The sequence below is a fragment of the Ruminococcus bromii genome (assembly GCF_928721825.1).
In the GTDB taxonomy this organism is placed as follows: Bacteria; Bacillota; Clostridia; order Oscillospirales; family Acutalibacteraceae; genus Ruminococcoides; species Ruminococcoides bromii.
Window position 1 is genome coordinate 64,155 of the sequence record NZ_CAKMVP010000003.1, and the last position, 26,695, is coordinate 90,849.

Sequence of the window (26,695 nt, forward strand, 5' to 3'; positions counted from 1 at the left end):
AGTTTATAGGCAATTTTGTCTGATGTCGGATGATATTTTACAGGGGAAACAGGTGTGATAATGGTTCAGGCAAAAAAGTCAAAAAAAGCAAAAAGAGTAATCCCGGGCTTCGGTCTTTCTTTGGGTGTAACAATTACATTATTAAGCCTTGTTGTGCTGATTCCTCTTGCCGCTCTCGTTATTTATACGGCACAGATGAGCCCCTCTGAATTTTGGGAGGCAATCACCCGTGAAAGAGTGCTTGCAAGCTACAAGGTTAGCTTTATAACTGCATTTATTGCATCTCTCATCAATGCCGTTATGGGTGTAATTCTTGCGTGGGTGCTTGTTCGTTACAAATTCCCGGGCAAAAGAATTCTTGACGGTATGATTGAACTTCCGTTTGCACTTCCGACAGCGGTTGCAGGCATTGCACTTACTTCTCTGACTGCCGACACAGGTCTTATTGGTGGATTTTTTGCAAAGTTCGGCATAAGCATTGCCTACACAAGAGTTGGTATTACGGTTGCACTTGTATTTGTGGGAATACCTTTTGTAACAAGAGCAGTTCAGCCTGTTCTTGAAAAGCTTGATCCTGTTTATGAAGAGGCGGCAGGAGTTATGGGTGCCGGCAGATTCAGAATTTTCAGAAAAATTATTCTTCCCGAAATTCTTCCCTCGGTTCTCACAGGCTTTGGTCTTGCATTCGGAAGATGTCTTGGTGAGTACGGTTCGGTTGTTTTCATTGCAGGCAACAAGCCGTTTGAAACAGAAATCACTCCGCTTATCATTATGTCGGAGCTGCAGGAATATGACTACAAAAGTGCAACGGCAATCGCACTTGTAATGCTTGCCGCATCTTTTTTGATTCTGTTCCTTGTAAATATGGTTCAGCACAGAAATGCAAAAATTCTGAAAGGGGGAAGATAAAATGTACGAAGAAACAAAGCGTTCAAAGGTTGTAAAGTACATACTCATAGGCATTGCACTTTTATTTGTATTCGTAATGCTCGTTCTTCCTTTGGTTACGGTAATCTGCGAGGCTTTCAAAAGCGGTGCAGAGGTGTTCTGGCAGGCTGTCAGCGATGATTACACGGTAAAGGCAATTGTGCTTACTGTTGAGGCAACCGTGTTTGCGGTACTGTTCAATACGGTATTCGGAATTTTTGCCGCCTGGTCAATTACAAAGTTCAGATTCAAGGGCAAAAAACTTCTTACAACACTCATCGACCTCCCCGTAACGGTTTCGCCCATAATCGCAGGTCTTATATTTGTACTCACATTCGGCAGACAAAGCCCGATATATCCGCTTTTAAGCGAACTTGGAATCAAGGTTATCTTTGCCGTTCCGGGAATTATCCTTGCAACCGTATTTGTAACATTCCCGTTTATCTCAAGGGAGCTTATTCCCGTGCTTGAATCCGAGGGTACGGATGAGGAAGAAGCCGCCGCACTTATGGGTGCAAAAGGCACGACAATTTTCAGAAAAATAACATTTCCGCACATAAAATGGGCATTCCTTTACGGAGTTGTACTCTGTGCCGCAAGAGCAATGGGTGAATTTGGTGCAGTTTCGGTAATTTCGGGACATTTAAGAGGAAAAACAAACACACTTCCTCTCCTTGTTGAAATTTTGTTCAATGAGTTCAAGTATGTTCCCGCATTTGCAGTTTCATCAATACTTGTGCTTATGGCGATTGCGATTTTGGTTATCAGAAGTGTGGTTGAATACAAAGGAAAGAAGGATGCGTAATGTATGTTGAGCTTAAAAATATAAATAAAACTTTCGGTGACTACAAGGCATCCGACAATGTAAACTTTGGTATTGAAAAGGGTAAGCTTATCGGACTTCTCGGTCCTTCGGGCAGCGGCAAAACAACAATTCTTCGTATGATTGCAGGACTTGAAAATCCCGACAGCGGCGAAATTGTAATTGACGGAAAGGTTGTCAACGATATTCCCGCAAGCAAAAGAGGCATAGGCTTTGTATTCCAAAACTACGCTCTTTTCAGATATATGACAGTTTTCGATAACATTGCTTTCGGTCTGAAAATTCAGAAAAAGAGCAAGAAATTTATCAAGGAAAGAGTAAACGAGCTTGTAAAGCTTATCGGTCTTGAAGGTCTTGAAAAGCGTTATCCAAGCCAGCTTTCGGGCGGTCAAAAACAGCGTGTTGCATTTGCAAGAGCGCTTGCGCCAAACCCGAATCTTCTTCTGCTTGACGAACCATTTGCCGCAATTGACGCAAAGGTTAGGCAGGAGCTTCGCTCATGGCTTAAAGATATGATTGAAAGACTCGGCGTTACAAGTATATTTGTAACCCACGATCAGAGCGAGGCTATTGAGGTTGCCGATGAAATTATAATTACAAACAAGGGCAGAATTGAGCAGATAGGCTCGCCGATTGATATTTATCAGCATCCCGATACAGCATTTTCTGCATCATTTTTCGGTCAGACTACTACGCTTGACGATTATACAAAGTTCAAGACCTTTGATGTTGTCGATAATGTTGACCGTGCAGTTATCCGTCCCGAATTTGTAAAGGTGACAAAGCTCAGCGAAACAACCGCACAAAAAGCGTCTGTATCCGTCGGCGAGGTTATAAAGACTTCATTCAGAGGTGACAATATCGAAATTGCCGTAAAATGTGACGGAGGCACGGTTTATGCGTACAGAGGACTTGACGAAACTCCGATTACCGTCGGAGAAAAGGTCAATGTATTTCTTTATCGGCTTTTCATTACCAAAGGCGATGAGGTTCAGATCCTCCGTAACAAATCACTTCAGGAAGAATCGGTTATCATCTAATCTGTTTAATCACGATATCAACTGTAAAAAATCCTATAAAAACAAGCAAAGCACCGAGGGCAATTTCTCCCGGTGCTTTGCTTTTCCTTAGCCTAATTTCAGTTTATTTTCAAATTCTGTAATCCATTTAGGTCTGTAACCGTTTGAATAATTGAATTTGTTGTTTTTTATTTCGGCAACTTTAATAAATCCGTTTTCATTATCATAAAAAATTACTTCATCACACAGCGGAACAATTCTTTTTAAAGAATCGAAGCGGTTATCAAATCTTCTGCACACATCATTTTTCGGAATATCATGACCGCCTTTCCGTACCCTGTTTTCAATTCTTGCAAGACTTTCTTCTTTTGAGTTAAGACCTACATAGTACATAATAACATAGTAGCCCTGTTTTCGTGCCTGCTGAATTGTTTTCTCGGTTCTGTGTCCTGAAAGAGTGGTTTCCTGTGTGAAAGAAATATTGTTATCAAGACAGTATTTTATTTCTTCAACTGCTTTTTTACCCGCCTTTATGTTATCGTAATTGTTTATTTTTGCAATAGCATCAGCATCAATTATATGACCAAGCAAAACTTCCTGTCCTTCAAGAACACCACGCAGACTTGATTTTCCTGTTCCGTTAACTCCTGCAATAATTATATATCTGTTCATTTTGCAACCTCTAAATAGTTATTAGGATAATTATACTATAAATTGCAATTTTTAACAATAGCAAATTAAAATGAAAAGACAACTATATTAGTTTACTTAATCAAATCCTTGATAACTTCGCCGGCTATGATAAGACCTGCAACCGACGGAACAAATGCGGTGCTGCCGGGAACCTGTCTGCGTTGGGTGCATTTTCTTTCAGTCCCGGGAGGGCATATGCAATTTGTTTTACAGCTGATTGCCATATCGTCAACGGGTGTGATAGGCTTTTCCTTTGAATAAACAACCTTCAGCTTTTTGATGCCTCTCTTTTTGAGTTCGTGTCTCATAACCCTTGCAAGAGGACAGACCGAGGTTTTGTAAATGTCGGCAACCTCAAATGCTGTAGGATCAAGCTTGTTGCCTGCTCCCATTGAACAGATGATAGGCGTCTTGGCTTTGTCGGCTTGCATAACAAGCTCAATTTTGCCTGTTACCGTGTCAATTGCGTCAACTACATAGTCGTATTTTGAAAAGTCGAATTTTTCCGAGGTTTCGGGAGTGTAGAAGGTCTGGTGTTTGTTGATGACTATGTCGGGATTGATGTCCTTGAGTCTTTCCTCTGCAACATCAACCTTGTATTTGCCTACTGTTTTTCTTGTTGCAAAAATCTGGCGATTGATGTTTGTAAGGCACACCTTGTCGTCGTCAATAAGGTCAAGCTCGCCGACTCCGCTCCTTGCAAGAGCCTCCGCCGTGTATCCGCCTACACCGCCGATTCCGAAAATTGCAACTCTTGTTTTTGAAAGCCTGTCCATAGCTTCTTTGCCAATCAAAAGCTGTGTTCTTGAAAACTGATTAAGCATAAAAACGCTCCTTAATACATATTCAAATCATTTAGTATTCCTATCGGTACAATAAGTATTTACATAGGAATAAAACTCCCGTTGTTTGCTGACGGGAGGTATCTTTGTATAGTTTATATTGTAATCACTGTTTTTGTCAAGCAAAACCCGAAATTTATTGACATGGAACAGTGAATGTAGTATAATCAAAACATACCAAACAGATAGGTTTAGTGGTAAAATAACTGACTAACTTTAATTGACAATAGCTGTCGGCAGTAATAAAATAACTTTAAAAGTGTATTTTACTGTCGGATTTTATTTGTAACGGAGCGAATTTTTTATGTACTGCCTGAGCGTAAGTCACAAAACTTCAAATGTGGTTGTGAGAAAGAAGCTTGCCTTTCCCGATGAGCAAAAAAAGACATTTCTTGACGAACTTTATTATTTTGAAAATATCAGCGAGTGTTTGATTCTCTGCACCTGCAACAGAACCGAGGTTTATTTTTGCGGTGACGAATCATCTGTGAAAACGGTTGAAACCGTTCTTTCGGATTTTTCGGGAATTGATTTTGACGAACTAAAAAAGTACATCTGTCTTTTCTACGGTGACAGGGCTTTGCTCCATCTTTTCAGGGTGGCAGGCGGAATTGAATCAATGGTTATCGGTGAAGATGAAATACTCGGTCAGCTAAAGCGAGCCTACGCCTTTGCAAAGGATAACGGCACGGTTGCCTATGAGCTTAATATGTGCGTTCAGGCGGCTGTTGCCTGTGCAAAAAAAATCAAGACCGAAACCGCCATTTCAAAAACATCGGTTTCCGTTGCAACTCTTGCGTCAAACGAGGCGGCAAAATTCAAAGACGGTGAGCTGAATGTTCTTGTAATCGGTGCAACAGGCAAGGTCGGCTCAACCGTTGTGAAAAATCTCTTGTCGCACAAAGGTATAAGCGTTACCGTGACTTCACGAAAACATAAAGCAGAAACTGTTTTTGAAAATACGGGTGCGAATGTGATTGATTATGACGAAAGATACAAAGCGTTTGACTTTGCAGACTGCGTAATCAGTGCCACAAGCGGACCGCATTACACGGTTACATATTATGATTTAAAAAAGAATATAAAAACCGAAAAATCAAGGCTGTTTATTGACCTTGCCGTACCGCCCGACATTGATGAAAATATTCCTAAAATAAGCGGAGTAAGGCTCATTAACATTGACTGCATAAAACAGCTTGCAAACGAGAACAATGCTCTCAAACTCGACAGCGTTGAAAGTGCAAAAGAAATAATTTTTGAGGAAATTGAAGTTCTCAAAAAAGACCTTGCCTTTCACGAATTTTTGCCGTGTATGCAGTCTGTGAAAAACGCAATGCCGTCAGATTTTTCGGAAAAATTCATTTATAAGCTGAAATCCGATGTTTCGGCAGAAGAATTTGCAAGAATTCTTGAAATCTACAGAAAGTGCGGAGAGAATAACTAATGGCATACTTCCCGTTTTATATTGACATTGAAAACAAAAAAATACTTGTAGTCGGCGGCGGTACGGTTGCACTCAGAAAGATTGAAAAGCTGATGCCGTTTTCGCCGGACATAACCGTTGTTGCCCCGAAAATCTGCGATGAAATCAAGGCTTTGAATGTGAAAATCATTGACCGCAGATTTTGTGACAGCGACCTTGACGGTGCGTTTTGCGTTATCAGCGCAACCGATGATGAAACGCTCAACGGCAGAATTTTTCAGCTTTGCAACGAGAAAAATATTCTTGTCAACACAGTTGACGATAAGGAAAAATGCGGATTTATTTTTCCTGCAATTGCAAGCAAAAACGGCATAACGGCAGGAATTACAACATCGGGCAAAAGTCCGATTTACGCAAAATATCTTAAAGAGCTTTTTGTGGGAATCCTTGAAAGTATGAACGAAAACACAACCGAGGTTTTGTGGAAATATCGCCCGATAATTAAGGAGAAGGTTGAAATGGAAGATGACAGAAGGAAGATTTTTGAACAGCTTCTTTCGCTTTGCCTTTCGGGACTTGAACCCGATGAAAAAACTGTTGAAAATTTGATTGAGGAATACGAACAATGACGATAAAAATCGGAACAAGAAAAAGCAGGCTTGCCCTTGCACAAACCGAAATGTTAATAAAAACGCTGAAAAACCGTTTTCCGAATGTTGAAATTGAAACGGTTTACATTTCGACAACAGGCGACAAAACCCTTGACAAACCGCTTGCAGCTTTGGGCGGAAAAGGTGTGTTCATCAAGGAACTTGAAATGTCACTTTTGAGCGGAGGAATAGATGTTGCCGTTCACAGTGCAAAGGACTTGCCGACAAAAATTGCAGACGGACTTGAAATTTCCGCCGTGTTGCCAAGGGGCAGTTATGGCGATGTTTTTGTTACACGCAACAATTTTGAAACAAAGGACGGTTTTGTCATCGGAACAGGCAGTTTAAGGCGAAAGCTTTTTGCGGAGAAAATCTATCCTAATGCAAAATTCAAGGATGTAAGGGGCAATGTTGACACCCGACTTAAAAAGCTGTTGAACGGTGAGTACGATGCTCTTGTGCTTGCAAAGGCAGGACTTGAAAGACTTGACCTTTGCAACGGTGAGGATTACACAGTAACTCCGTTTGATACCGATGAATTTCTCCCTGCACCGTGTCAGGGAATAGTTGCGATTGAAAGCAGAAAAAACAGCGAGGTTTCCAAAATGCTCGCTGAAATCAGCGACAAAAATACAATGCTTTCGTTTGAAACCGAAAGACAGGTTTTGCACAGCCTCAATGCCGATTGTTCAACTCCCGTCGGTGCAATTTCAAAGGTTGAAAACGACAGAATAACGCTTTCTCTGTCTGCCGACTGTAAAAAAACAGTCAGCGGAACAGATGAAATTTCAAACAGAATCAAACTTGCAAAAAGGCTGGTGAGCGAAATTGAGTAACGGAAGAGTGTATATTGTCGGTGCGGGATGCGGCGATTTTGACCTGATAACAATGCGTGGTGCGGAGTATATCAGACATTGCGATGTGCTTGTTTACGACAGCCTTATAGATGTGTCATTGCTCGGTTTTGCACCCGAAACGGCTGAAAAAATCTGCGTTGGGAAGCGTTCGGGCAGACACAGCGAAAAGCAGGAAAATATTAACGAAATCCTTGTTGAAAAGGCGAGAGAGGGCAAAACAGTTGTCCGTCTTAAAGGCGGCGATCCGTTCGTGTTCGGCAGAGGCGGAGAGGAAATTGAAGCTCTCAAAAGTGCCGATATTCCGTTTGATATTGTACCCGGAATTTCATCCTCGGTTGCCGTTCCCGAACTTGCGGGAATCCCTGTTACACACAGAAATCTGAGCCGAAGTGTTCATATAATCACGGGACATACGGCACAGGACACCCTGCCCGAAAATATAAAGAAATGTGCCGAAACCGACGGAACGCTTGTCTTTCTTATGGGATTGAGAAACCTCCCCGACATTGCGGAAAATCTCATTCGTAACGGTAAATCGGAGGATACTCCCGTTGCAGTTGTGTCAAACGGCGCTTGTGCAAAAAATCAGACCGTGAGGGGAACTCTCTCGACAATCTGCGAAAATGTTAAATCAGCAGAGGTTGTTCCGCCTGCCGTTATAGTGGTTGGCGAAACCGCAAAATTTGACTTTGCCCCCACAATTACAAGACCGCTCAAAAATGTTTCGGTTACTGTTACAGGTACGAGAAAGCTCTCTGACAAGCTCGGCAAAATGCTCACGCTTTCGGGTGCGGAGGTCAAAAGGCATGACCTTTTAAAGGTGATTGAATATCATGACAACGAAGTTTTTGACAATGCAATAAACGGTATTGACGGCTACGATTATGTGGTGCTTACAAGTATGAACGGTGCAGAAATTTTTATGAGCCGACTGCGTAAGCTGAAAAAGGATATCCGCAGTTTTGCAAATGTCAAGTTTGCGGTGATTGGTTCGGGAACAGCAGCTGTACTTGAAAAGTACGGAATTTTTGCCGACTGTATTCCGAATGTCTACACAACCCGTGAACTTGGAATTTTGCTTGCAAAAACGGTGAAAAGCGGCGAAAAAGTATTGATTCTGCGCGCCGAAAACGGTTCGCCCGAACTCACTCGGATTTTGGCTGATAACAACATTGATTTTGACGATGTCAAAACCTATGACATTCAGCTTGAGAAAAAACAGGACAATTCCGTTGTTGATACCGACTTCATCACTTTTGCGAGTGCGTCGGGTGTGAACACATTTTTTGACGGCGGAGCAATTATTTCCGACAGAACTTCCGTTGTCTGCATAGGTGAAATTACCGCCGAGGCACTTGAAAGTCACGGCGTAAATTCGTTCAGGATTGCAAAAACGAAGGACACAGACGGAATTTTGAAAACTATAATCAAGGAAGTAACTTTGAAAGAAGGATAAATATATGAGAAGATTCAGAAGATTAAGAGCAGGCGAGCAGATTCGCAGTCTTGTTCGTGAAACAAGAGTTGACAAGGGCGATTTGATTTACCCGATTTTCATTGCAGAGGTTGAAAATATTAAAAAGCCTGTTGATTCAATGCCGAATGTCTACCAATATTCGCTTGACAGAGCAGATGAGATTCTTAAAGAAATTGAAAACAGCGGCATTGCAGGACTTCTTATTTTCGGAATTCCAAAGCATAAAGACGAGCTTGCAACATCAGCCTATGACGATAACGGTGTAACTCAGAACGCAATCAGATACATAAAGAAAAATTATCCGTCACTCCTTATTATTGCCGATGTCTGTCTTTGTGAATACACAAGTCACGGTCATTGCGGTGTTGTTTGCGGTCACGAAATTCTCAATGACGAAACACTTCCGCTCCTCTCTAAAATGGCTGTCAGCCTTGCAAAAGCAGGTGCGGATATCATTGCTCCTTCGGATATGATGGACGGCAGAGTGTCTGCAATCAGAAACGCACTTGACGAAAACGGACTTATCAACACTCCGATTATGTCATACAGTGCAAAATTTGCCTCAGGCTACTATTCACCGTTCCGTGACGCCGCAGAATCTGCCCCCGAATTTGGCGACAGAAAAAGCTATCAGATGGATTACGCAAACGGCAAAGAGGCTCTGCGTGAAATTGCAGATGATATTGACGAGGGTGCGGATATGGTTATGGTCAAGCCTGCACTTGCATATCTTGATATCGTAAAAGCCGCAAGCGAACGCTTTGACCTTCCGCTTGTTGCCTATAATGTAAGCGGTGAATATGCAATGGTCAAGGCGGCTGCCGAAAAAGGCTGGATTGACGAAAAGAAAATTGTGTGCGAAAATATGATTGCAATCAAGAGGGCGGGTGCGGATATCATAATCACATACCACGCACTTGATGTTGCAAAATGGATTGACGAATTTTACAAATAGGGAAGTGCTTTTATGAATACAACTCAAAGCGAAAAGCTATACGCACAGGCGCTTGACTTTATGCCCGGCGGTGTGAACAGTCCTGTCCGTGCGTGTCGTTCGGTCGGAAGAAATCCGCTTTTTATCGACCGTGCAGAGGGTTCAAAAATTTATGATGTTGACGGAAACGAGTTTATCGACTATATCTGCTCATGGGGACCGAATATCCTCGGTCACAAACAGCCCGATGTTATCAAAGCCGTGACTTCTGCCTGTCAGAACGGACTTACATTCGGTGCGTGCCACAGCGGAGAAATTGAACTTGCCGAGCTTATCCGCGAAAATATGCCGTCAATTGAAATGCTCCGACTTGTAAATTCAGGCACAGAGGCGGTTATGAGCGCAATCCGTGTCGCAAGAGGCTTTACAAAAAGGGATAAAATCGTAAAATTCGAGGGCTGTTACCACGGCCATTCTGACGGCCTGCTTGTAAAGGGCGGTTCGGGACTTCTGACAAACTCAATTCCGAACAGCGCAGGTGTGCCGAAAGGCTACACAGACACAACTCTCCTTGCAAAGTATAATGATGAAGAATCCGTGCAACAGCTTTTTGATAACTGCGGTGATGAAATTGCCTGTGTAATCGTTGAGCCTTGTGCCGCAAATATGGGTGTTGTTCCGCCCAAAAAAGGATTTTTAAAATTCCTGCGTGAAATCACTGAAAAGCATGGTTCACTTCTTATTTTTGATGAAGTAATCACAGGCTTCAGACTTTCGCTCGGCGGTGCTCAAAAGCTTTACGGAGTAAAACCCGACCTTACAACCCTCGGAAAAATTGTCGGCGGCGGAATGCCGCTTGCGGTTTACGGAGGGCGAAAAGAGATTATGGAGTGTGTTGCTCCTCTCGGTTCTGTTTATCAGGCAGGCACACTTTCGGGAAATCCGGTAGCGGTAAGTGCAGGCATTGCAACGCTTAAAATTCTTGAAAAAAATAAAGATTCGATATATCCCGAGCTTGAACGCAAGTCTGCAAAGATTGAAAATGCAATGAAGAACGCAGGACTTAATGTGAACCGTGTGGGTTCGATTATGACGGCATTTTTTACCGACAAAAAGGTTGTTGATTATGACACGGCAACCACAGCTGACACAAAGAGATATGCCGAGTATTACAATCGTCTGCTTGAAAACGGAATCTATGCCGCACCGTCACAGTTTGAGGCGATGTTTGTTTCATTTGCGCACACGGATGATGACATTGAAAAAACCTGTCAGGTTATTGAAAGCTTTAAATAAAATCCGATAAAAACAAGAAAAGCCACCGACATAAAAATCGGTGGCTTTTTGTTTGTAATCTATCAGATGTAGTACATCGGAATGTTGTGTTCAATTTCATTGTTTTTGATATACTCATCGCAAAGCTGTGCAAGTGTAATGCTTTCGGCATATTCCTGAAGATATGACGACATCTTCGACCAAAGACTGTTGTCGATAAGTCTTATCATAACATCATCATCGCCCCGAGTGTTAAAATAAACATTGCTCAGAACATTTGCGTCAAGTGCGTTTATGATGTCCTTGAATGTAATCTCTTTAAGGCCTTTTGTAATAACATAACCGCCGTTTGAACCCTTTTGACCTCGCACAAGTCCTGCCGAGCTGAGTGATGAGAGAATCTGTTCAAGATACTTTTTAGATATATTTTGCCGTTTGGCAATTTCGGGAGTTGTTACCGCATTGCCGTTTAGTGAGTGTGACGCAATGTCAATAACAGCGATGATTCCGAATTCCACCTTTGTTGAAATCTTCAATTTTAGCATCTCCTTTCCGTGCGTTTTGTTTGCTGAAAGAGTATATAATAATGGTAACAGTTTTTAATTTAAAAATCAATACCTACTAAACAAATATGCATTGTAGGAAATAATGGAATTACGGCAAATTTTAAAGAAAAATTGTGCAAGAGGTAAAATCTTATTAAACCTATTGAAATACTATGATTAATGGAGTATAATCTACCTGTATCAATCGAAGCCGTCAGACAAATTCTTATGACGGTCTTACACAAAAGGGTTGATTGTATGAAATTAAGGGGTTGGTGATATTATGGAGTTTAACACCGCATTACTTCACAAGGGTTTTAACGGTGAAAAGGTTTTTGGCTCAACCTTAACTCCCATTTATCAGGTCAGTGCATTTTCGCACAGCTCTGCCGAACAGCTTGAAAAGGTGTTCAACAACAGAGCTCCCGGCTACGCCTACTCTCGAATAGGCAATCCCACGGTAACATCTTTTGAGAACAGAATTGCTTCCATTGAAAACGGTGTCGGTGCGGTTGCGTGTTCGTCAGGTATGGCAGCCGTTACGATGGCACTCCTGAACATTCTTGAATCAGGTGACGAGGTAATCGCAAGCGCAGGTCTTTTTGGCGGAACAATTGATTTGTTTGGAGATCTTGAGCCTTTCGGAATTGTTACACGATATGTTAACAAGGTGACAGCCGAGGAGATTGAACCGCTCATAAACGAAAAAACAAAAGCAGTCTTTGCCGAGCTTATCGGCAATCCCGGACTTGAAATTGCCGATCTTGACGCTGTATCAGAGCTTGTTCATTCACACGGTGTTCCCCTCATTATCGACAGCACAACGGCAACTCCGTATCTTATTCAGCCGTTTGAACACGGTGCGGACATCGTTGTTCATTCCTCGTCAAAGTACATTAACGGCGGCGGAAATTCAATCAGCGGAATAATCGTTGACAGCGGCAATTTTGAATGGAATACGGAAAGATACAAAGGTATTGCAGAGTACAAAAAATTCGGTCGGCTTGCATATGTTGCAAAGCTGAGAAACGGTATCTGGCGAAACATAGGCTGTTGTCTTGCACCGTTTAATGCTTTTATGAACTCTGTCGGACTTGAAACACTCGGACTTCGTATGGAGCGTCTTTGTTACAACGCTCTTGAGCTTGCAAAGTTCTTTGAAACACAAGACGGTATCGAAGTCAACTATCCGGCTCTTGAAGCTTCTCCTTATTACAGCCTTTGTCAAAAGTTGTTGAAGGGAAAAGGCGGTGCAATCCTCACAATCAGGGCAGGAAGTAAAGAAAGAGCATTTAAGCTTATCAACAATTTGAAGTATGCAACAAATGCAACAAACATAGGCGACACAAGAACACTTGTAATTCATCCGTCAAGCACAATTTACGCTCACGGAACAGAAGAACAAAAAAGAAACGCAGGCGTGTTTGATGATACAATAAGAATCAGCGTCGGCATTGAGGATATTGAGGATTTAAAGTCTGACTTCAAACAGGCTGTAGACAGTATAAATGTGAATGAATCGGAGGAGTAAGAGAAATGGCAGTTGATTATGCTACGCTTAAAAAGGGCGGCTTTATGCGTCAAAAACAGAAAAATAATTTTTCGCTCAGGCTCAGAGTTGTAGGCGGCAACCTCACAGCTAAACAGCTTGCGAAAATTGCCGAGGTTTCGGAAAACTACGGTGACGGTTATGTTCACCTCACATCAAGACAAAGTGTTGAAATTCCTTTTGTAAAGCTTGATGATGTTGAGGCAGTTAAGGACGCACTTGCCGAGGGCGATGTTGAGCCGGGCGTTTGCGGTCCGAGAGTAAGAACAATTACAGCCTGTCAGGGTGAGGCAATCTGTCCCAGCGGTTGTATTGATACATACGCTCTTGCAAAGGAGCTTGACGACAGATATTTTGCAAAGGAACTCCCGCACAAGTTCAAGTTCGGCATAACAGGCTGTCAGAACAACTGCCTTAAAGCTGAGGAAAACGATGTCGGTATCAAGGGCGGAATCAAGGTTTCATGGAAAGAGGACGCTTGTATCGGCTGCGGAGTCTGCGTAAAGGCCTGCCGTCAGGGTGCAATCACTCTTGAGGACGGAAAAATTTCCGTTGACAATTCAAAGTGTAACTACTGCGGCAGATGCTTCAAGGCTTGCCCGACAGATGCGTGGGACACAATTCACGGCTACATTGTTTCATTCGGCGGACTTTTCGGCAACTCAATCAACAAGGGTGAAACAATTATTCCGTTTATCGAAAATAAAGAAAAACTTATGGAAATCTGTGATGCCGCTCTTAACTTCTTTGCAGAAAACGCAAAGCCGAGCGAACGCTTTAAGTTTACAATCGACAGAGTAGGCAGAGAAAAATTTGAACAGAGAATTTTGGAGGTTTACAATGGCTGATTTTGTAATTGACGATACAGTAGATATTACCGATGTGGTATGCCCGACAACTTTTGTAAAGGCAAAGGTTGCCCTTGAAGAACTTGACGAAGGTCAGATCCTTTCAATCAAAATGAATGACGGCGAGCCTGTTCAGAATGTTCCGAGAAGTATCAAGGAAGAGGGACACAAAATTCTCAAGCTCATTGACAACGAGGACGGCACATATGACCTGATTGTTGAAAAGGTTGGTGATTAAATGCCGCAGAGAGTAAGCAAAGACAATTTTCAGAGCGAAGTTCTTTCAGCCGATACACTCGTGCTTGCGGATTTTTATTCCGACAGCTGTATCCCTTGCAAAAGACTTTCACCCGTACTCTTTGAGCTTGAAAAAGAGTATGAGGGCAAGCTGAAAATTGCAAAGATAAATGTTAATTTTGATTCCGAGCTTGCATCGGAATATGAGGTACAGGCGGCACCCACACTCATTTTCTTCAAAAACGGTGAAGAGAAAGAAAGACTCAGAGGTGCGGTCAAAAAATCAGAAATAATCGAAGTGACAGAAAAACTTATTAAGGAGTAATCGTTATGACAATCACAGTTGCAGGAAACAAAAAGGAAGTTGCAGACAATCTTACGGTAGCACAGCTCATTATTGACGAGAATGTTGAAACACCCGAGTATGTAACCGTTACAATCAATGACGAATTTGTTAAGAGCGGTACATTTGAAGAAACAACCTTAAAGGACGGCGATGTTGTAGAGTTCCTTTACTTTATGGGAGGCGGTCAGTAATGGCATTTTCAAACGAACAGCTTGAAAGATATTCAAGACACATTATTCTTAAAGAGGTCGGCGCAAAGGGACAGAAAAAGCTCCTTAACGCAAAGGTTCTCATTATCGGTGCAGGCGGACTCGGTGCTCCTGCCGCAATGTATCTTGCCGCCGCAGGTGTAGGAACAATAGGAATTGCAGATGCAGACGAGGTTGACCTCTCAAATCTTCAAAGACAGATTATCCACTCAACACAGGATATCGGCAAGCCGAAGGTTGAGTCGGCGAAGGAAACAATGGAGGCTATCAACCCCGATGTTACCGTAAAGACATACCACACATTTGTTACAAGCGAAAACATTCTTGACCTTGTAAAGGAGTATGACTTCATCATTGACGGTACGGATAACTTTCCGGCAAAGTTCCTTATCAACGATGCCTGTGTAATGGCTAAAAAGCCTTTCTCACACGCCGGAATTATCAGATTTAAAGGTCAGCTTATGACCTATGTGCCGGGTGAAGGCCCTTGTTACCGTTGTGTATTCAAGAACCCTCCGCCAAAGGACGCAGTTCCAACCTGTAAGCAGGCAGGTGTTATCGGTGCAATGGGTGGTGTAATCGGCAGCTTACAGGCAATGGAAGCAATCAAGTACATCATCGGTCAGGGCGAGTTGCTCACGGGCTATCTTCTTACATATGACGCACTCAAAATGGAATTTCGCAAGGTAAAACTTCCGAGTGACACACACAATTGTGCAGTCTGCGGTGACCACCCGACAATCACAGAGCTTATCGACTACGAACAGGCAGAATGTGACGGTGTTCATTTATGATAAAACTTACAAAAAGCGACTTTGAAAAAATACTTGCTCACGCTGTAAAGGAGCTTCCCGATGAGGCTTGCGGTCTTATTGCAGGAACGGTTGAGGGCGGTGACAAGGAGATTAAAAGGGTTTATCTCCTTACAAATATCGACCACTCAAACGAACATTTTTCGCTTGATCCAAAGGAACAGCTTGAGGCAATCAAAGATATGAGAAAGAACGGATTTGTTCCTCTCGGCAACTGGCATTCACATCCCGAATCGCCGTCAAGACCGTCTGAAGAGGACAAAAGACTTGCCTTTGACAGCAAGGCAAGCTATATGATTCTTTCACTTATGGACAGAGAAAATCCCGTTCTCAATTCATTCAAAATTACGGGAGATACAGCAGAAAAGGAAGAGCTTGTTATAGAGTAAAGGAGGGAGATTATGTACGACATCGTGATTATCGGCAGCGGTCCCGCAGGACTTTCAGCCGCAATTTATGCACAGCGTGAAAACCTTAAAGCGGTTGTGGTTGAAAAAGAATTTATGGGTACGGGACAGATTGCCGAGAGCGAGAGAGTAGATAATTACCCCGGACTTTACGGTGAAACGGGCTTTGACCTCGGAGAAAAGTTCAGAACTCACGCCGAAAAACTCGGTGCTGAATTTGTTGAGGGAGAGGTTACCGAGGTTGAAAGAGTTAACGGTAGCTTCTCCGTAAACATTGACGGCGGTGAAAGTCTTGAAACAAAAACCGTAATCTATGCGGCAGGAACACAGCGCAGAAAGCTTGGTGTAAAAGGCGAAAAGGAATTTTCGGGTAACGGAGTTTCTTATTGTGCGGTGTGTGATGCGGCTTTCTATAAGGATAAAATTACCGTGGTAACAGGCGGCGGTGACACTGCTTTGGGTGACGCACTTCTGCTTTCAAGATTCTGCAAAAAGGTTTATCTCGTTCACAGAAGGGATTCCTTCAGAGCAGGCAGAGCCTTGCAGAACAGGGTGTTTGCCACGGAAAATATTGAAGCTCTTACAAATGCAACGGTATCTGAAATTAACGGAGATACAAAGGTGACTTCGGTCACGCTTTTACAAAACGGAGAAGAAAAACAGCTTGATTGCAACGGTGTTTTCGTTGCAGTCGGAAGTGTTCCCGATACAAAACCTCTTGCAAATCTTGTCAAAACCGACAAGGACGGTTACATTATTGCCGATGAAAGCGGAAAAACCTCCGCAGACGGTATTTTTGCAGGCGGTGACATCAGAACAAAAGCACTTCGTCAGGTTGTTACAGCCGTGTCGGACGGTGCAAACTGTGTGATTTCGGCAGAAAAATATCTTGACGAAAAACAATAACGGCAAGGGAGTGAAATCCTATGAAAACAGAAAAAATAAGCACCGATGTCCTCATTATAGGCGGTGGAACGGCAGGCTGTTATGCGGCTCTGACCATTTCCGAAAATTCGGACAAAAAGGTTCTTATCTGTGAAAAAGCACACATCAAAAGAAGCGGTTGTCTTGCCGCAGGTGTAAACGCTCTTAACGCATACATTGTTGAGGGCAGAAAACCGCAGGACTATGTTGACTACGCTAAAAAGGACGCCGACGGGATTGTCAGAGAGGATTTGCTCCTTACCATGTCCGAAAAGCTCAACGAAGTAACCGACAGACTTGAAAAGCTCGGTCTTATAATTTTGAAGGACGAGAACGGAAAGTATGTTACACGAGGCAACCGAAACCTTAAAATCAACGGTGAAAACATAAAGCCGATTCTTGCGGACGCAGTCGAAAAGGCAAAGAATGTAACGGTTCTCAACCGTGTCAATATTTTTGATTACTCGGTAAAGGACAACAAAATCAACGGTGCATTCGGATTCGGCATTGAAAGCGGAATTTTCTACACAATTGAAGCAAAGGCTGTCATAATTGCCACAGGCGGTGCGGCAGGACTTTACAAGCCGAACAACCCCGGATTTTCCCGCCATAAGATGTGGTATCCGCCCTTTAATACAGGTGCAGGCTACGCAATGGGAATCAGAGCCGGTGCAGAGATGACAACCTTTGAAATGCGTTTTATCGCACTCAGATGCAAGGACACAATCGCTCCCACGGGAACACTTGCACAGGGTGTAGGTGCAAAGCAGATAAATTCACTCGGCGAGGTTTATGAAACAAAGTACGGACTTACAACTTCCGAAAGAGTTTACGGTACGGTAAATGAAAATCAGGAGGGCAGAGGCCCCTGCTACCTCAGAACAGAGGGAATCACAGCCGAGCAGGACGAATCACTTTTAAAAGCCTATCTCAATATGGCACCTTCGCAGACAATCAAGTGGATTGAAAGCGGAAGAAATCCTTCACGGCAGAATGTTGAAATTGAGGGAACAGAGCCGTATATCGTAGGCGGTCACACGGCAAGCGGTTACTGGGTTGACACAGACCGTGCAACCACAATTGAAGGACTTTTTGCAGGCGGTGATGTTGCAGGCGGTTGTCCGCAGAAGTATGTTACGGGTGCTCTTGCAGAGGGTGAAATTGCAGGACTTTCGGCAGTTAAGTATATTGACAGCAAAGAAAGCTTTGGGAAAATCAGCGATGAAGATATAAATTATCACCTCAGGGAAACCGAGAAATATCTCACAGACCGCCATTCACTCTACACCACGGAACAGCTTGAAGAGGCAATGCAGACGGTTATGGACAGCTACGCAGGCGGTATAAAAACAAACTACCGTTTCAACGAAAAACAGCTTGACATTGCCGACTGCAAAATCAGACAGCTTGAAACGCTCACAGATGACCTCTATGCAGAAGATTTTCAGGAGCTAATGTATATCTGCGAGCTTAAAGAAAGGCTTACGGTCTGCAAAAGCGTAATTGCTCACCTCAGAGCGAGAAAGGAAACACGCTGGCACAGCTTTGCCGAAAACCTTGACTATCCCGAAAAGGACGACAGGAACTTTAACAAGTATGTTAATTCTCGTCTTGAAAACGGCGAGATAAAAATTATTATTCGTGACCTTGTAACGGGAGGTGAAAAGTATGAGCATAGTAATTGACAAGTCCAAGTGCATAGGCTGCAAAAAGTGTCGCAATGTCTGCCCCGGAAGTCTTATCAAGACTGACGAAAACGGCAAAGCGTACATCAAATATCCCAAGGATTGCTGGGGCTGCACCTCCTGCATAAAAGAATGTCCCGCATATGCAATCAGCTTTTTCCTCGGTTCTGATATCGGCGGTATGGGCAGTAAGGTTCACACCGAAAAGAACGGAGATATCCTCTCGTGGTTAATTGAAAAACCGCATGGCGAGGTCATTAAGATTGATATAAATCAAAAAGAATCAAACAAATACTAAGGAAACACTTTGTAAGTATTTCCGTGAAAAGGAGATAAGGTATGAGTCAGCTTTCACATTTAGATGAGCTTGAAGCAGAAGCTATATACATAATCAGAGAAGTTGCGGCAGAGTGCGAAAAGCCTGTTATGCTCTACTCAATAGGCAAGGACAGCTCGGTTATGCTCCACCTTGCAATGAAGGCGTTTTATCCCGAAAAACCGCCGTTCCCGTTCCTCCACATTGACACAACATGGAAGTTCAAGGATATGATAAAATTCCGTGACGACACAGCAAAAAAGCTCGGAATTGAAATGCTCGTTTACACCAATGAAGAAGGTGTTAAAAAAGGCATCAACCCGTTTGATCACGGTGCGGCTTACACAGATATTATGAAAACACAGGCTCTCAAACAGGCTCTCAACAAATACGGCTTTACTGCGGCATTTGGCGGCGGCAGACGAGATGAAGAAAAGTCAAGAGCCAAGGAAAGAATTTTCTCTTTCAGAAATAAAGCACAGGCATGGGATCCTAAGAACCAGCGCCCAGAGATGTGGAAGCTTTACAACACAAAAATCAATAAGGGTGAAAGCATTCGTGTGTTCCCGATTTCCAACTGGACAGAAAAGGATATATGGCAGTACATTCAAAGGGAAAAAATTGACATCGTTCCGCTTTACTTTGCGGCAAAAAGACCTGTTGTTTACCGTGACGGCAACATTATTATGGTTGATGACGATCGTTTTCCGCTCAAAGAGGGCGAAGTACCCGAATTGAAATCGGTTCGTTTCAGAACACTCGGCTGTTATCCTCTTACAGGCGGCATAGAGTCAACTGCAACAACTCTTGATGAAATTATTGACGAAACCCTCAGCTCCGTTTCTTCGGAGCGTACCTCCAGAGTAATTGACAACGAGGCACAGGGCAGTATGGAACGCAGAAAAAGGGAGGGTTACTTCTGATGAAAGGTTTACTTAAATTTATTACCTGCGGCAGTGTTGATGACGGTAAATCAACACTCATAGGTCACATACTTTATGACGCAAAGCTTATTTATGCCGATCAGGAAAAGGCTCTTGAGCTTGACAGTAAGGTCGGCAGTCGCAGCGGTGACATCGACTATTCGCTTTTGCTTGATGGTCTTATGGCTGAGCGTGAGCAGGGCATCACAATTGATGTTGCTTATCGCTACTTCACAACCGACAACCGCAGTTTTATCGTTGCTGACACACCAGGTCACGAGGAATATACAAGAAACATGGCTGTAGGCGCATCTTTTGCAGACCTCGCAGTTATTCTCATTGACGCATCACAGGGCGTTCTTGTTCAGACAAGACGGCACGCAAGAATCTGTAAGCTTATGGGTATAAGACATTTTGTCTTTGCCGTTAATAAGATGGATTTGGTAAAGTACAGCAAGTCACGCTTTGACGAAATCGTAAAGCAGATTGAAGAACTAAAAAACGAGCTTTTACTTGACGATATCTACATCATTCCGCTTTCCGCAACAGAGGGCGACAATGTTACCGTAAAGTCCGAAAACATTCCGTGGTACAACGGTGTTCCGCTCCTTCAGTATCTCGAAACTGTTGATGTTGATTCCTCGGAGGAGGAAGAAGGATTCTATCTTCCTGTTCAGCGAGTTTGCCGTCCCGACCACACATTCAGAGGCTTTCAGGGACAGATTGAGTCGGGCAGTATCAGCGTAGGCGATGAAATCGCAACACTCCAGAGCAATGAAAAGGCTCATATAAAGCAGATCCTTATGACAGATAAGGATGTTAAAACTGCTTTCAAGGGACAGCCCGTTACAATCACACTTGACAAGGAAGTTGATGTATCCCGTGGTTGTGTAATTACAAAGGACACAAATCTTGCGTCTTATCAGGAGCTTACAGCGTCAATTCTCTGGATGGATGACGAACAGCTTACAGCCGGCAAGGATTACCTTGTAAAGCTCGGCACAAAGACTATTTCGGGTATCGTTTCAGAAATCAAGTACGCTGTTGATGTGAACACAGGCGAGCATATTCCTGCCGATTCACTCACAAAGAACGGAATCGCAGTCTGCACAATTCTGCTTGCGGAGCCGATTGCGGTTGACCTTTTCTCAAAGCATAAAACACTCGGTGAGCTTATTTTGATTGACCGTGTGTCAAATATGACATCAGCCTGCGGTGTTGTTGATTCGGTTGAAGAAAAAGCCGATGATGCAAAAAAGGCGTCATTCGTACTCGGCTCACTTGAGGCAAGAGGTGACATTTTTGAAGAGTTTTTCTACGACACTTCAAGCCTTAATGTTCTCAAATATCAGCCTGTTAAGGAAACCTATACAAAAGGGGACACAATCCCTGTTGAGGGCGAAAGCTATAAGTATCCCGACAGCTTTGATATTATAGTTCTTCGTGACAGCGTTGCCGTAAAGGTTCGTGACCGCAAGATTACCGATATCGTTCTGACATCGGAGTACAGCTACGGCGGTGTTCCTGTTGTAAACGGCAGAGGCTTTGAGGTTCTCGCCGACAGCAACGAAAAAATTCAGCAGTTCCTTTCCGAGTACTCAAAACTTGACAATATCAACGATGCAGACTTTTTTGCAAAGTGGGTTAAGTTTGATACATACAGAAAAATTGCAATTCAAAACAGATAACAAGTTTATTCATTTTAACTCATTCGCAGAGGGCATTGTCATTTGGCAATGTCCTTTGTGATTTTATGACTTTTTTGCCGAAAAACTGACCTTGCTGCCAAATTGTTGCATTTATAATTTTTATTCTGTATAGTGTACTTACACAAATAAAATTTAAAGGAGTGCTTACAAATGAGCAAAACAGCGGCAGTATTAATCACATTTTTCCTCGGTGAACTCGGTGTTCACAGATTTATGACAGGCAAAATCGGAACAGGTATCATCTGGCTTTTGACCTGCGGTGTATTCGGAATCGGTTGGCTTGTTGACTTTATTATGGTTCTCACAGGCAAGTTTACGGACAAGGACGGCAATGTTTGGGGTAATAACTGATTGAGAGGTATTCACTGTGGCATTTGGTGTAAAAGTAAAAAATATTAAAACAAAGAATACTTATTCGATTGAAAGCCTGTATGAGGCAATTAAGGATAAGAATTTTTCGGCAGGAGTTCCCTCGCTTACAAAGCATGGAATGGCTACCGTAATAACATTTCCCGCACTTGACAGTCAAAATCAGGTGTGGATTATGAAAAGTGGTTTCGGCAAGGAAACACAGAAATTCTCAATTCAAAAGTCCACTCAGGCGGGTATGGACAATGTAGCTAAAAATGCGGCATTGGATTCAATCACAGGCGGGCTTTTCAGCGTTGGCGGAATGATCGGCGAAAACACAAAAAAGTGTGAAAAGCTCGTTGACGCAACCGCAAAAGAGCTTTCGGAAATGAATCTGTAAAATAAATTCTGCAATAAAAAATCAGCCTTCTCAAAAAGAAAAGACTGATATAGCAAAAATGTTTGTTCCAAAAAAGAACTGATTAAATTTATTGACTGCCCATCCGGCGGTTGTTGCAAGCCTGTTTTTTGACAGGCTTGTTTCAATTTTACCGTATTTGCCGCCGTTTTTTCGGCTGGATTATTCAAAGCTTTATGCGCGCACGCAAGTCCGTGGTGCAGAACATTGTTCTGTGCCTTTTTTATTTCGCCTTTTGATTGGGGGTGACTGATGTTACCGTTTTGCGGGCGTTGATTTTATTGCCGACAAATTCGAAGAGTTTAAGTCTTAAAAGCTCGATTATGCTGCAACCTGCGAATATTAAAATGACTGTTATAATTACAATCGGAATATAAATCAGGGTGTCATAGAGGTGCTTATTGCTGAAGTTTGCAACATGCCACAGACAATCACGAACATACGGATTTTCGTGGATAGCGTATACACCGAGTGTTGTGCCGGCTACTGTATTGACAAATTTTGAGCTGAAATTGAAATCTCTGAAAAAGAGAATCAGCATTGCCGATTCGGCGAGGACAAGCGGGTTGTTGAACATACCGAATGCCGGCTTGTACTGCGGAAAAACAGAAGCCAGCACAAAGTCCGACACACAAAGAGCGGCGAAAATGCCGAGATATTTGAAATTAAGTTTTCTTTTCTCAAGCGGTTGTTGCTTTACAAACAACCTCAGATAACCGCCGATTATGTACATCAAAAGGAATCCGCCAAGACTCTTGCCCATATAAGGATCAAGTACTTTGTTGACGCTGATAACGTTACTTACTCCGTCAATTTCCGCAAGCGTTGACCATAGGCTTACTACCACAAAAACAATTCCCATAAAGTAGAGGTAATGTTTTTTTGAGAGTGACGCAAGCATTTTGTTGAGGAACGGGCTGAGCAGAAGAATAATCAAATAATTGCTCAGAAAATACCAAGTTCGTGACATTAGCGGAGTGAACGCACTTATAACGGAATTTATATTTATGAGTGACGGATCGCTTATGAAGAAAATTATCGAAAGCACAATCGAGTAAAAAATCATTGCACCGTAGATTTTTCCGCTGCGCCGTATGGTCTTTTTTATATCAAACTGCGATGTTATCATAAAATATCCGCTTATCATAATAAACACATCAACAGGCGCTCTGCAGAACGACCATACAAATGTTACCAATGTACCGTCAATATCGCCTGCAGCCTTTGAAGCATTATGAAGTAATCCGTACTGATAAGCGTGCAGAAAAATTATCTGCATCATCACAATAATTCTCAGCAATTCAATGCCGGACTGTCGTTTGGTCTTGCTCATTTTTTAAACCTCCGTAAAAGGAAATCCTGAAATACAGGGCATTTTGACCTGTCGGTTTCTGACAGAATTTTGCCTTTTATAACAATTTTTGCTAAATACGCAATGTTAATCCAAGTATCAATTATATCACAATTTGATTACGGTAACAATTTATGCAGTGTAGTATTTCAAAAGAAAAACGAGTCTTTTTTAAACAATATATACAAAATTTGTACATATGTTCAAAAGATGAAAAAGATATATCGTCTTTGACGAATAAGAGCAAAACAAAGCGGCCAACTCAAAAGCCGACCGCTTAAATGTTATTTTAATTTGTCTTTATTAACCTGTTGCTGATACTTGATGATTTCGTTGTAAATTCTTTCACAGTTGTTATGATCGTCAAACTGATAAAAATCTTCAACTCTTTCAACATACTTAGGTTTCATTTTACAGCCGTTTTCCATATATTCGCAGAGCAGGTCAACCAGCTGATCGCTTTCGGTACAGATTTCACCGAATCCCATTGTATCATAGAAGAATCCGCCGTCATCATAGTGTGCGGGAAGCTGTGACGGATGAAAATATACAAGCGGTTTCTTCATATAAGCAAAGTCAAACTGAACGCCCGAATAGTCCGTTACCATAAGGCTTGATTCCTGAAAGGCTGTTTCGTAGTTGAAATCACCAACCGATGAAACAACCTCAACATACGGGTCGGGGATAAAATCGTTGACCTGTGAACTCAAAATCGGGTGAAGAACATACTTAATCTTGTAGCCTGTACGCTTTGCCGTGTCAATCAACTTTTTATTGTTGATAAGGTCGTTATAGATTTTGTAGTAGGTTGTGTGCTTGAATTCGGGATTGTAGGCTCTTTGTTCGCCCTCACTTGTTGTTACAGGCATTGCGTTGTACATACGCCATGTGGGCGAGAGGAGAATCTGCTTTTTATCGTTATTGATAAGTCCGTCATATCTGCCGATGCCTGTCATTTTGAGAATGTCAAAATCCTGATAGTTGTAAACATGATTGCTCAGGTTTTTGTACTCATACTTTGACGCAAGGAAGTACATCTGTGTGTTGTCAACAATTCTCTGCTGAGCCATTGCACACTTTTGAACCGAAAGTCCGTGCTGTAGGCACATTGACGGGAAGTTGCACAAGCCCCTGATGAATCTTGAACGGTCCATACTGTAGCCGTTGAACGGGAATACATTTGAATTTGTTATGAGCGCAATATCTGTATTCAAGAACAGCATTTTGTGTTTGAAAGAACGGTTCTTGACAGGCTTGAGTCCGTCAGCCTTAAGTCGCTTATAGTCGGAGGTGTTCTTGTCAATGATGTAGTATCTTGAAATGCCGTCCTTTTTGTTTGCACAATATCTGTAAAGATACTCACAGCTGTCGCCGCCCTTGTACAGCTTATCGTACATGAGCCAAATTTTCTTGTTCTTGAAGAAAGGTCTTGTAAGCCAATACTGAATTCTTGTAATGAAGCTGCGTTTACTCTCCTTGAAAACATAGGGGAGGAATTTGAGTTCTCTCTTGAATGTATCCATAGCAGATGCGTGGCAGATTACAATTGTGCTTGAATTGTCAATATAGGCAACATACTTGTTGAATCTCCAGTAGGAGTTCTTTGGCTTGATTGTAAACTTAGACCAATGGTGCAGGAATGAAAGCTTGAGCGGAATAATTGAATCCTTGTATCTTGCAAAGAATGCCACAGTCTGCTGCGGATTTTCCGGGTCAAGCTCAAGCTCAAGGTGAAATGTAAATTTTTTGTAAGCACTGATACCGAAGTATTTTGTTAAGGAGTAGCGATCCGTGTTTGTAAGAATCTGTCTTTTGTCGTTAAACTGAACATAAAGCTCAAAATCATCAAGATCAAAAACCTGTCTGAACGAGCCGTCAATAACGAGTCTGCCGTTACGGTAGTCCATAACATGCATACCGACTCTTTGATCTGTGAGCTTTGAAACAAAAACATTATTGCAGTTGAGATAGACCTCTTTTTTGCCCTCGGAATATTCAAATGGCATATTCTTAAAACTACAGTTGTGCTTTATCATATAGAACATCTCGGCAGCTTCTTCACTGTAGCCGAGAGAACGGTATTTGTCTTTGTTGAGAACAAAACCGTCATTTGCAAAATTGAAACATTCTCTTGCCGTTTCAAGGAATACCGCAAGCTCCTCATCGTTCATATTATGCTTGTTACGGTTATTCATATTTGCAAGAAACTTTGTTGAAATGTTGAAAACAATATAGAACTGGATAAATGCAGGAATCTTGCCGCTCTTGTCCTTGCTGTCATTTATGAGAGGCTTCAAAAAGTTGTTAAGCGAATCCGTGTACCAATCCTTATAGTTTGTGGGAACATAGTACATAAAATCGTCGCTTACAGGCATAAAGTAGTCAAATTCAATCTCATCAAGATACACATATTCGGGATAATCAAGCTGAATCCTGAGTGCAAAATCGTCGGCACTTTCGTATTTGAGCTTGTTGTTCATTTTGTAAGATTTGAAAATTTCAGCTTTATAAAATGTACCCGTAAGCTCAAGGTTGATGAGGTTGGGATTGTCAAAAAGGCTGACAATGCCAGATTCAATGTGACCTTTGTTAAGTCTGAATTCCTTCTTTTCTCTGAAAACAGGGTTCACACAAAATCTGTGACCTGCAACGAACGGAATTTCGGCTTTTTTGTCAAATATCTTTACACAGTCTTCAAAATAATTATTGCTGAATGTGTCGCCGCAATTACACACGGTAATATATCTGCCGACTGCTTTTGACGCGGCAAGGTTGCAGGCATCGGCAAAGCATTCAACCGCTTTCGCATGAATTACCTTGCACATCGGCATATTTGCAATTGTACCTTTGCTTGCAGTATTTTCGGTAGCGTCAACAATAAGCACTTCAATATTATCCTGACTAATATTTTTTTGGTCGGAAATTGAAGACAGAGTATCTATTAACTTGTTATTGCTTTCAAGAAAGGGAACAATAACAGAAACAATTATACCGCTCATAGTACCTCCAGATAAAAATAATCTCATTAAATTATACCACAGTTAGTGAAAAATGCAAACTTTTCTTTGATATTGTATGTCGCAAATTTATGGAACGGGCGGTAATATGTTGAAATTTTAAAAAAACAGCATAAAAAACAAGCGGC

The 26,695-nt window shown here is 42.3% G+C and carries 28 protein-coding genes; 23 read left to right on the forward strand and 5 right to left on the reverse strand.

Annotated features, from left to right (window positions below; translation table 11 throughout):
* The first annotated feature begins 60 nt into the window (after window positions 1-60).
* The 3 genes from cysT to QDI94_RS00560 are packed head-to-tail and all read left to right on the forward strand — an operon-like array spanning window position 61 to window position 2,790.
* Complete coding sequence (gene cysT, locus QDI94_RS00550) at window positions 61-909, forward strand: sulfate ABC transporter permease subunit CysT (RefSeq protein WP_117522720.1); 849 nt, start codon at window positions 61-63, stop codon at window positions 907-909.
* 1 nt (window position 910) lies between these two features.
* Window positions 911-1,732, forward strand: coding sequence for a sulfate ABC transporter permease subunit CysW (gene cysW / locus QDI94_RS00555; protein ID WP_278866392.1), 822 nt, complete (start codon window positions 911-913; stop codon window positions 1,730-1,732).
* On the forward strand, window positions 1,732-2,790 hold the full coding sequence (locus QDI94_RS00560; RefSeq protein ID WP_278866394.1) for a sulfate/molybdate ABC transporter ATP-binding protein: 1,059 nt from the start codon (window positions 1,732-1,734) through the stop codon (window positions 2,788-2,790). Before cysW ends, QDI94_RS00560 begins: the two co-directional genes overlap by 1 nt.
* A gap of 87 nt (window positions 2,791-2,877) precedes the next feature.
* Here the strand turns inward: QDI94_RS00560 and QDI94_RS00565 are convergent, their stop codons facing one another.
* Window positions 2,878-3,441 carry a zeta toxin family protein gene (locus tag QDI94_RS00565; RefSeq protein ID WP_278866396.1) on the reverse strand — a complete coding sequence of 188 codons (564 nt, stop codon included), beginning with the start codon at window positions 3,439-3,441 and terminating at the stop codon, window positions 2,878-2,880.
* A gap of 92 nt (window positions 3,442-3,533) precedes the next feature.
* On the reverse strand, window positions 3,534-4,286 hold the full coding sequence (locus QDI94_RS00570) for a tRNA threonylcarbamoyladenosine dehydratase (RefSeq protein ID WP_278866397.1): 753 nt from the start codon (window positions 4,284-4,286) through the stop codon (window positions 3,534-3,536).
* Between the two features lie 322 nt (window positions 4,287-4,608).
* On the opposite strand from QDI94_RS00570, the gene hemA reads away from it, so the two are divergent.
* Genes hemA through hemL form a run of 6 tightly spaced genes read left to right on the forward strand, consistent with a single transcriptional unit; the run spans window position 4,609 to window position 10,941 of the window.
* Window positions 4,609-5,748 (forward strand): glutamyl-tRNA reductase, encoded by a 1,140-nt coding sequence (hemA, locus tag QDI94_RS00575; protein ID WP_278866398.1) that lies wholly within the window; start codon window positions 4,609-4,611, stop codon window positions 5,746-5,748.
* A complete protein-coding gene (locus QDI94_RS00580; protein ID WP_278866399.1) occupies window positions 5,748-6,356 on the forward strand; it encodes a precorrin-2 dehydrogenase/sirohydrochlorin ferrochelatase family protein in 609 nt (202 codons plus the stop codon). Before hemA ends, QDI94_RS00580 begins: the two co-directional genes overlap by 1 nt.
* Window positions 6,353-7,213: a hydroxymethylbilane synthase gene (hemC, locus tag QDI94_RS00585; RefSeq protein ID WP_278866400.1), complete on the forward strand. Its 861-nt coding sequence runs from the start codon at window positions 6,353-6,355 to the stop codon at window positions 7,211-7,213. The genes QDI94_RS00580 and hemC overlap by 4 nt, the downstream gene beginning before the upstream one ends.
* Window positions 7,206-8,690 (forward strand): uroporphyrinogen-III C-methyltransferase, encoded by a 1,485-nt coding sequence (gene cobA / locus QDI94_RS00590; protein WP_278866401.1) that lies wholly within the window; start codon window positions 7,206-7,208, stop codon window positions 8,688-8,690. The genes hemC and cobA overlap by 8 nt, the downstream gene beginning before the upstream one ends.
* A gap of 4 nt (window positions 8,691-8,694) precedes the next feature.
* Window positions 8,695-9,666, forward strand: coding sequence for a porphobilinogen synthase (hemB, locus tag QDI94_RS00595; protein ID WP_278866402.1), 972 nt, complete (start codon window positions 8,695-8,697; stop codon window positions 9,664-9,666).
* Window positions 9,667-9,678: 12 nt separating this feature from the next.
* Window positions 9,679-10,941 (forward strand): glutamate-1-semialdehyde 2,1-aminomutase, encoded by a 1,263-nt coding sequence (hemL, locus tag QDI94_RS00600; RefSeq protein WP_278866403.1) that lies wholly within the window; start codon window positions 9,679-9,681, stop codon window positions 10,939-10,941.
* Between the two features lie 62 nt (window positions 10,942-11,003).
* Here the strand turns inward: hemL and QDI94_RS00605 are convergent, their stop codons facing one another.
* On the reverse strand, window positions 11,004-11,456 hold the full coding sequence (locus tag QDI94_RS00605) for an RrF2 family transcriptional regulator (RefSeq protein ID WP_278866404.1): 453 nt from the start codon (window positions 11,454-11,456) through the stop codon (window positions 11,004-11,006).
* A gap of 292 nt (window positions 11,457-11,748) precedes the next feature.
* On the opposite strand from QDI94_RS00605, the gene QDI94_RS00610 reads away from it, so the two are divergent.
* From QDI94_RS00610 to QDI94_RS00675, 14 genes are all read left to right on the forward strand, one after another.
* Entirely contained in the window at window positions 11,749-12,996 is a 1,248-nt protein-coding gene (locus tag QDI94_RS00610; RefSeq protein WP_278866405.1) for an O-acetylhomoserine aminocarboxypropyltransferase/cysteine synthase family protein, read from the forward strand.
* A 5-nt stretch (window positions 12,997-13,001) separates the two neighbouring features.
* Window positions 13,002-13,862: a 4Fe-4S binding protein gene (locus tag QDI94_RS00615; protein WP_101029430.1), complete on the forward strand. Its 861-nt coding sequence runs from the start codon at window positions 13,002-13,004 to the stop codon at window positions 13,860-13,862.
* Complete coding sequence (locus QDI94_RS00620; protein ID WP_015523486.1) at window positions 13,855-14,100, forward strand: sulfurtransferase TusA family protein; 246 nt, start codon at window positions 13,855-13,857, stop codon at window positions 14,098-14,100. Before QDI94_RS00615 ends, QDI94_RS00620 begins: the two co-directional genes overlap by 8 nt.
* Window positions 14,101-14,424, forward strand: a complete 324-nt coding sequence (gene trxA / locus QDI94_RS00625; protein WP_278866406.1) for a thioredoxin — start codon at window positions 14,101-14,103, stop codon at window positions 14,422-14,424.
* Window positions 14,425-14,429: 5 nt separating this feature from the next.
* A complete protein-coding gene (thiS, locus tag QDI94_RS00630; protein WP_015523488.1) occupies window positions 14,430-14,636 on the forward strand; it encodes a sulfur carrier protein ThiS in 207 nt (68 codons plus the stop codon).
* Window positions 14,636-15,448, forward strand: a complete 813-nt coding sequence (gene thiF, locus QDI94_RS00635; protein ID WP_015523489.1) for a thiazole biosynthesis adenylyltransferase ThiF — start codon at window positions 14,636-14,638, stop codon at window positions 15,446-15,448. Before thiS ends, thiF begins: the two co-directional genes overlap by 1 nt.
* Complete coding sequence (locus tag QDI94_RS00640) at window positions 15,445-15,855, forward strand: M67 family metallopeptidase (RefSeq protein WP_117846862.1); 411 nt, start codon at window positions 15,445-15,447, stop codon at window positions 15,853-15,855. Before thiF ends, QDI94_RS00640 begins: the two co-directional genes overlap by 4 nt.
* A 12-nt stretch (window positions 15,856-15,867) precedes the next feature.
* Complete coding sequence (gene trxB / locus QDI94_RS00645) at window positions 15,868-16,779, forward strand: thioredoxin-disulfide reductase (RefSeq protein WP_278866407.1); 912 nt, start codon at window positions 15,868-15,870, stop codon at window positions 16,777-16,779.
* Between the two features lie 20 nt (window positions 16,780-16,799).
* Window positions 16,800-18,482 (forward strand): adenylyl-sulfate reductase subunit alpha, encoded by a 1,683-nt coding sequence (locus QDI94_RS00650; protein ID WP_278866408.1) that lies wholly within the window; start codon window positions 16,800-16,802, stop codon window positions 18,480-18,482.
* The gene (locus QDI94_RS00655; protein ID WP_021883710.1) at window positions 18,466-18,780 is read left to right on the forward strand and encodes a 4Fe-4S dicluster domain-containing protein; all 315 of its coding nucleotides are present in this window, start codon (window positions 18,466-18,468) and stop codon (window positions 18,778-18,780) included. The genes QDI94_RS00650 and QDI94_RS00655 overlap by 17 nt, the downstream gene beginning before the upstream one ends.
* A gap of 41 nt (window positions 18,781-18,821) precedes the next feature.
* Window positions 18,822-19,721 (forward strand): sulfate adenylyltransferase subunit CysD, encoded by a 900-nt coding sequence (gene cysD, locus QDI94_RS00660; RefSeq protein WP_015523494.1) that lies wholly within the window; start codon window positions 18,822-18,824, stop codon window positions 19,719-19,721.
* Window positions 19,721-21,409 (forward strand): sulfate adenylyltransferase subunit 1, encoded by a 1,689-nt coding sequence (locus QDI94_RS00665; RefSeq protein ID WP_278866411.1) that lies wholly within the window; start codon window positions 19,721-19,723, stop codon window positions 21,407-21,409. The genes cysD and QDI94_RS00665 overlap by 1 nt, the downstream gene beginning before the upstream one ends.
* Window positions 21,410-21,580: 171 nt before the next feature.
* Entirely contained in the window at window positions 21,581-21,781 is a 201-nt protein-coding gene (locus tag QDI94_RS00670) for a TM2 domain-containing protein (RefSeq protein ID WP_101029420.1), read from the forward strand.
* A gap of 16 nt (window positions 21,782-21,797) precedes the next feature.
* Window positions 21,798-22,181, forward strand: a complete 384-nt coding sequence (locus QDI94_RS00675) for a hypothetical protein (protein WP_278418564.1) — start codon at window positions 21,798-21,800, stop codon at window positions 22,179-22,181.
* Between the two features lie 241 nt (window positions 22,182-22,422).
* On the opposite strand, the gene QDI94_RS00680 is transcribed toward QDI94_RS00675, so the two are convergent.
* Window positions 22,423-23,532: an acyltransferase gene (locus QDI94_RS00680; RefSeq protein ID WP_278866413.1), complete on the reverse strand. Its 1,110-nt coding sequence runs from the start codon at window positions 23,530-23,532 to the stop codon at window positions 22,423-22,425.
* A gap of 302 nt (window positions 23,533-23,834) precedes the next feature.
* Window positions 23,835-26,549, reverse strand: coding sequence for a CDP-glycerol glycerophosphotransferase family protein (locus QDI94_RS00685; RefSeq protein ID WP_278866415.1), 2,715 nt, complete (start codon window positions 26,547-26,549; stop codon window positions 23,835-23,837).
* Window positions 26,550-26,695: the final 146 nt, after the last annotated feature.

What these genes read in the sequence shown, in the direction of transcription:
- QDI94_RS00580 (WP_278866399.1), top strand. Translation starts at nt 5,748, where the DNA reads ATGGCATACTTCCCGTTTTATATTGACATTGAAAACAAAAAAATACTT.
- QDI94_RS00570 (WP_278866397.1), bottom strand. Translation starts at nt 4,286, where the DNA reads ATGCTTAATCAGTTTTCAAGAACACAGCTTTTGATTGGCAAAGAAGCT.
- trxA (WP_278866406.1), top strand. Translation starts at nt 14,101, where the DNA reads ATGCCGCAGAGAGTAAGCAAAGACAATTTTCAGAGCGAAGTTCTTTCA.
- trxB (WP_278866407.1), top strand. Translation starts at nt 15,868, where the DNA reads ATGTACGACATCGTGATTATCGGCAGCGGTCCCGCAGGACTTTCAGCC.
- QDI94_RS00680 (WP_278866413.1), bottom strand. Translation starts at nt 23,532, where the DNA reads ATGAGCAAGACCAAACGACAGTCCGGCATTGAATTGCTGAGAATTATT.
- QDI94_RS00650 (WP_278866408.1), top strand. Translation starts at nt 16,800, where the DNA reads ATGAAAACAGAAAAAATAAGCACCGATGTCCTCATTATAGGCGGTGGA.
- hemL (WP_278866403.1), top strand. Translation starts at nt 9,679, where the DNA reads ATGAATACAACTCAAAGCGAAAAGCTATACGCACAGGCGCTTGACTTT.
- cysW (WP_278866392.1), top strand. Translation starts at nt 911, where the DNA reads ATGTACGAAGAAACAAAGCGTTCAAAGGTTGTAAAGTACATACTCATA.
- hemB (WP_278866402.1), top strand. Translation starts at nt 8,695, where the DNA reads ATGAGAAGATTCAGAAGATTAAGAGCAGGCGAGCAGATTCGCAGTCTT.
- thiF (WP_015523489.1), top strand. Translation starts at nt 14,636, where the DNA reads ATGGCATTTTCAAACGAACAGCTTGAAAGATATTCAAGACACATTATT.
- QDI94_RS00665 (WP_278866411.1), top strand. Translation starts at nt 19,721, where the DNA reads ATGAAAGGTTTACTTAAATTTATTACCTGCGGCAGTGTTGATGACGGT.
- QDI94_RS00655 (WP_021883710.1), top strand. Translation starts at nt 18,466, where the DNA reads ATGAGCATAGTAATTGACAAGTCCAAGTGCATAGGCTGCAAAAAGTGT.
- QDI94_RS00565 (WP_278866396.1), bottom strand. Translation starts at nt 3,441, where the DNA reads ATGAACAGATATATAATTATTGCAGGAGTTAACGGAACAGGAAAATCA.
- hemA (WP_278866398.1), top strand. Translation starts at nt 4,609, where the DNA reads ATGTACTGCCTGAGCGTAAGTCACAAAACTTCAAATGTGGTTGTGAGA.
- thiS (WP_015523488.1), top strand. Translation starts at nt 14,430, where the DNA reads ATGACAATCACAGTTGCAGGAAACAAAAAGGAAGTTGCAGACAATCTT.
- QDI94_RS00610 (WP_278866405.1), top strand. Translation starts at nt 11,749, where the DNA reads ATGGAGTTTAACACCGCATTACTTCACAAGGGTTTTAACGGTGAAAAG.
- QDI94_RS00640 (WP_117846862.1), top strand. Translation starts at nt 15,445, where the DNA reads ATGATAAAACTTACAAAAAGCGACTTTGAAAAAATACTTGCTCACGCT.
- QDI94_RS00685 (WP_278866415.1), bottom strand. Translation starts at nt 26,549, where the DNA reads ATGAGCGGTATAATTGTTTCTGTTATTGTTCCCTTTCTTGAAAGCAAT.
- cysT (WP_117522720.1), top strand. Translation starts at nt 61, where the DNA reads ATGGTTCAGGCAAAAAAGTCAAAAAAAGCAAAAAGAGTAATCCCGGGC.
- QDI94_RS00620 (WP_015523486.1), top strand. Translation starts at nt 13,855, where the DNA reads ATGGCTGATTTTGTAATTGACGATACAGTAGATATTACCGATGTGGTA.
- QDI94_RS00670 (WP_101029420.1), top strand. Translation starts at nt 21,581, where the DNA reads ATGAGCAAAACAGCGGCAGTATTAATCACATTTTTCCTCGGTGAACTC.
- cysD (WP_015523494.1), top strand. Translation starts at nt 18,822, where the DNA reads ATGAGTCAGCTTTCACATTTAGATGAGCTTGAAGCAGAAGCTATATAC.
- hemC (WP_278866400.1), top strand. Translation starts at nt 6,353, where the DNA reads ATGACGATAAAAATCGGAACAAGAAAAAGCAGGCTTGCCCTTGCACAA.
- QDI94_RS00560 (WP_278866394.1), top strand. Translation starts at nt 1,732, where the DNA reads ATGTATGTTGAGCTTAAAAATATAAATAAAACTTTCGGTGACTACAAG.
- QDI94_RS00615 (WP_101029430.1), top strand. Translation starts at nt 13,002, where the DNA reads ATGGCAGTTGATTATGCTACGCTTAAAAAGGGCGGCTTTATGCGTCAA.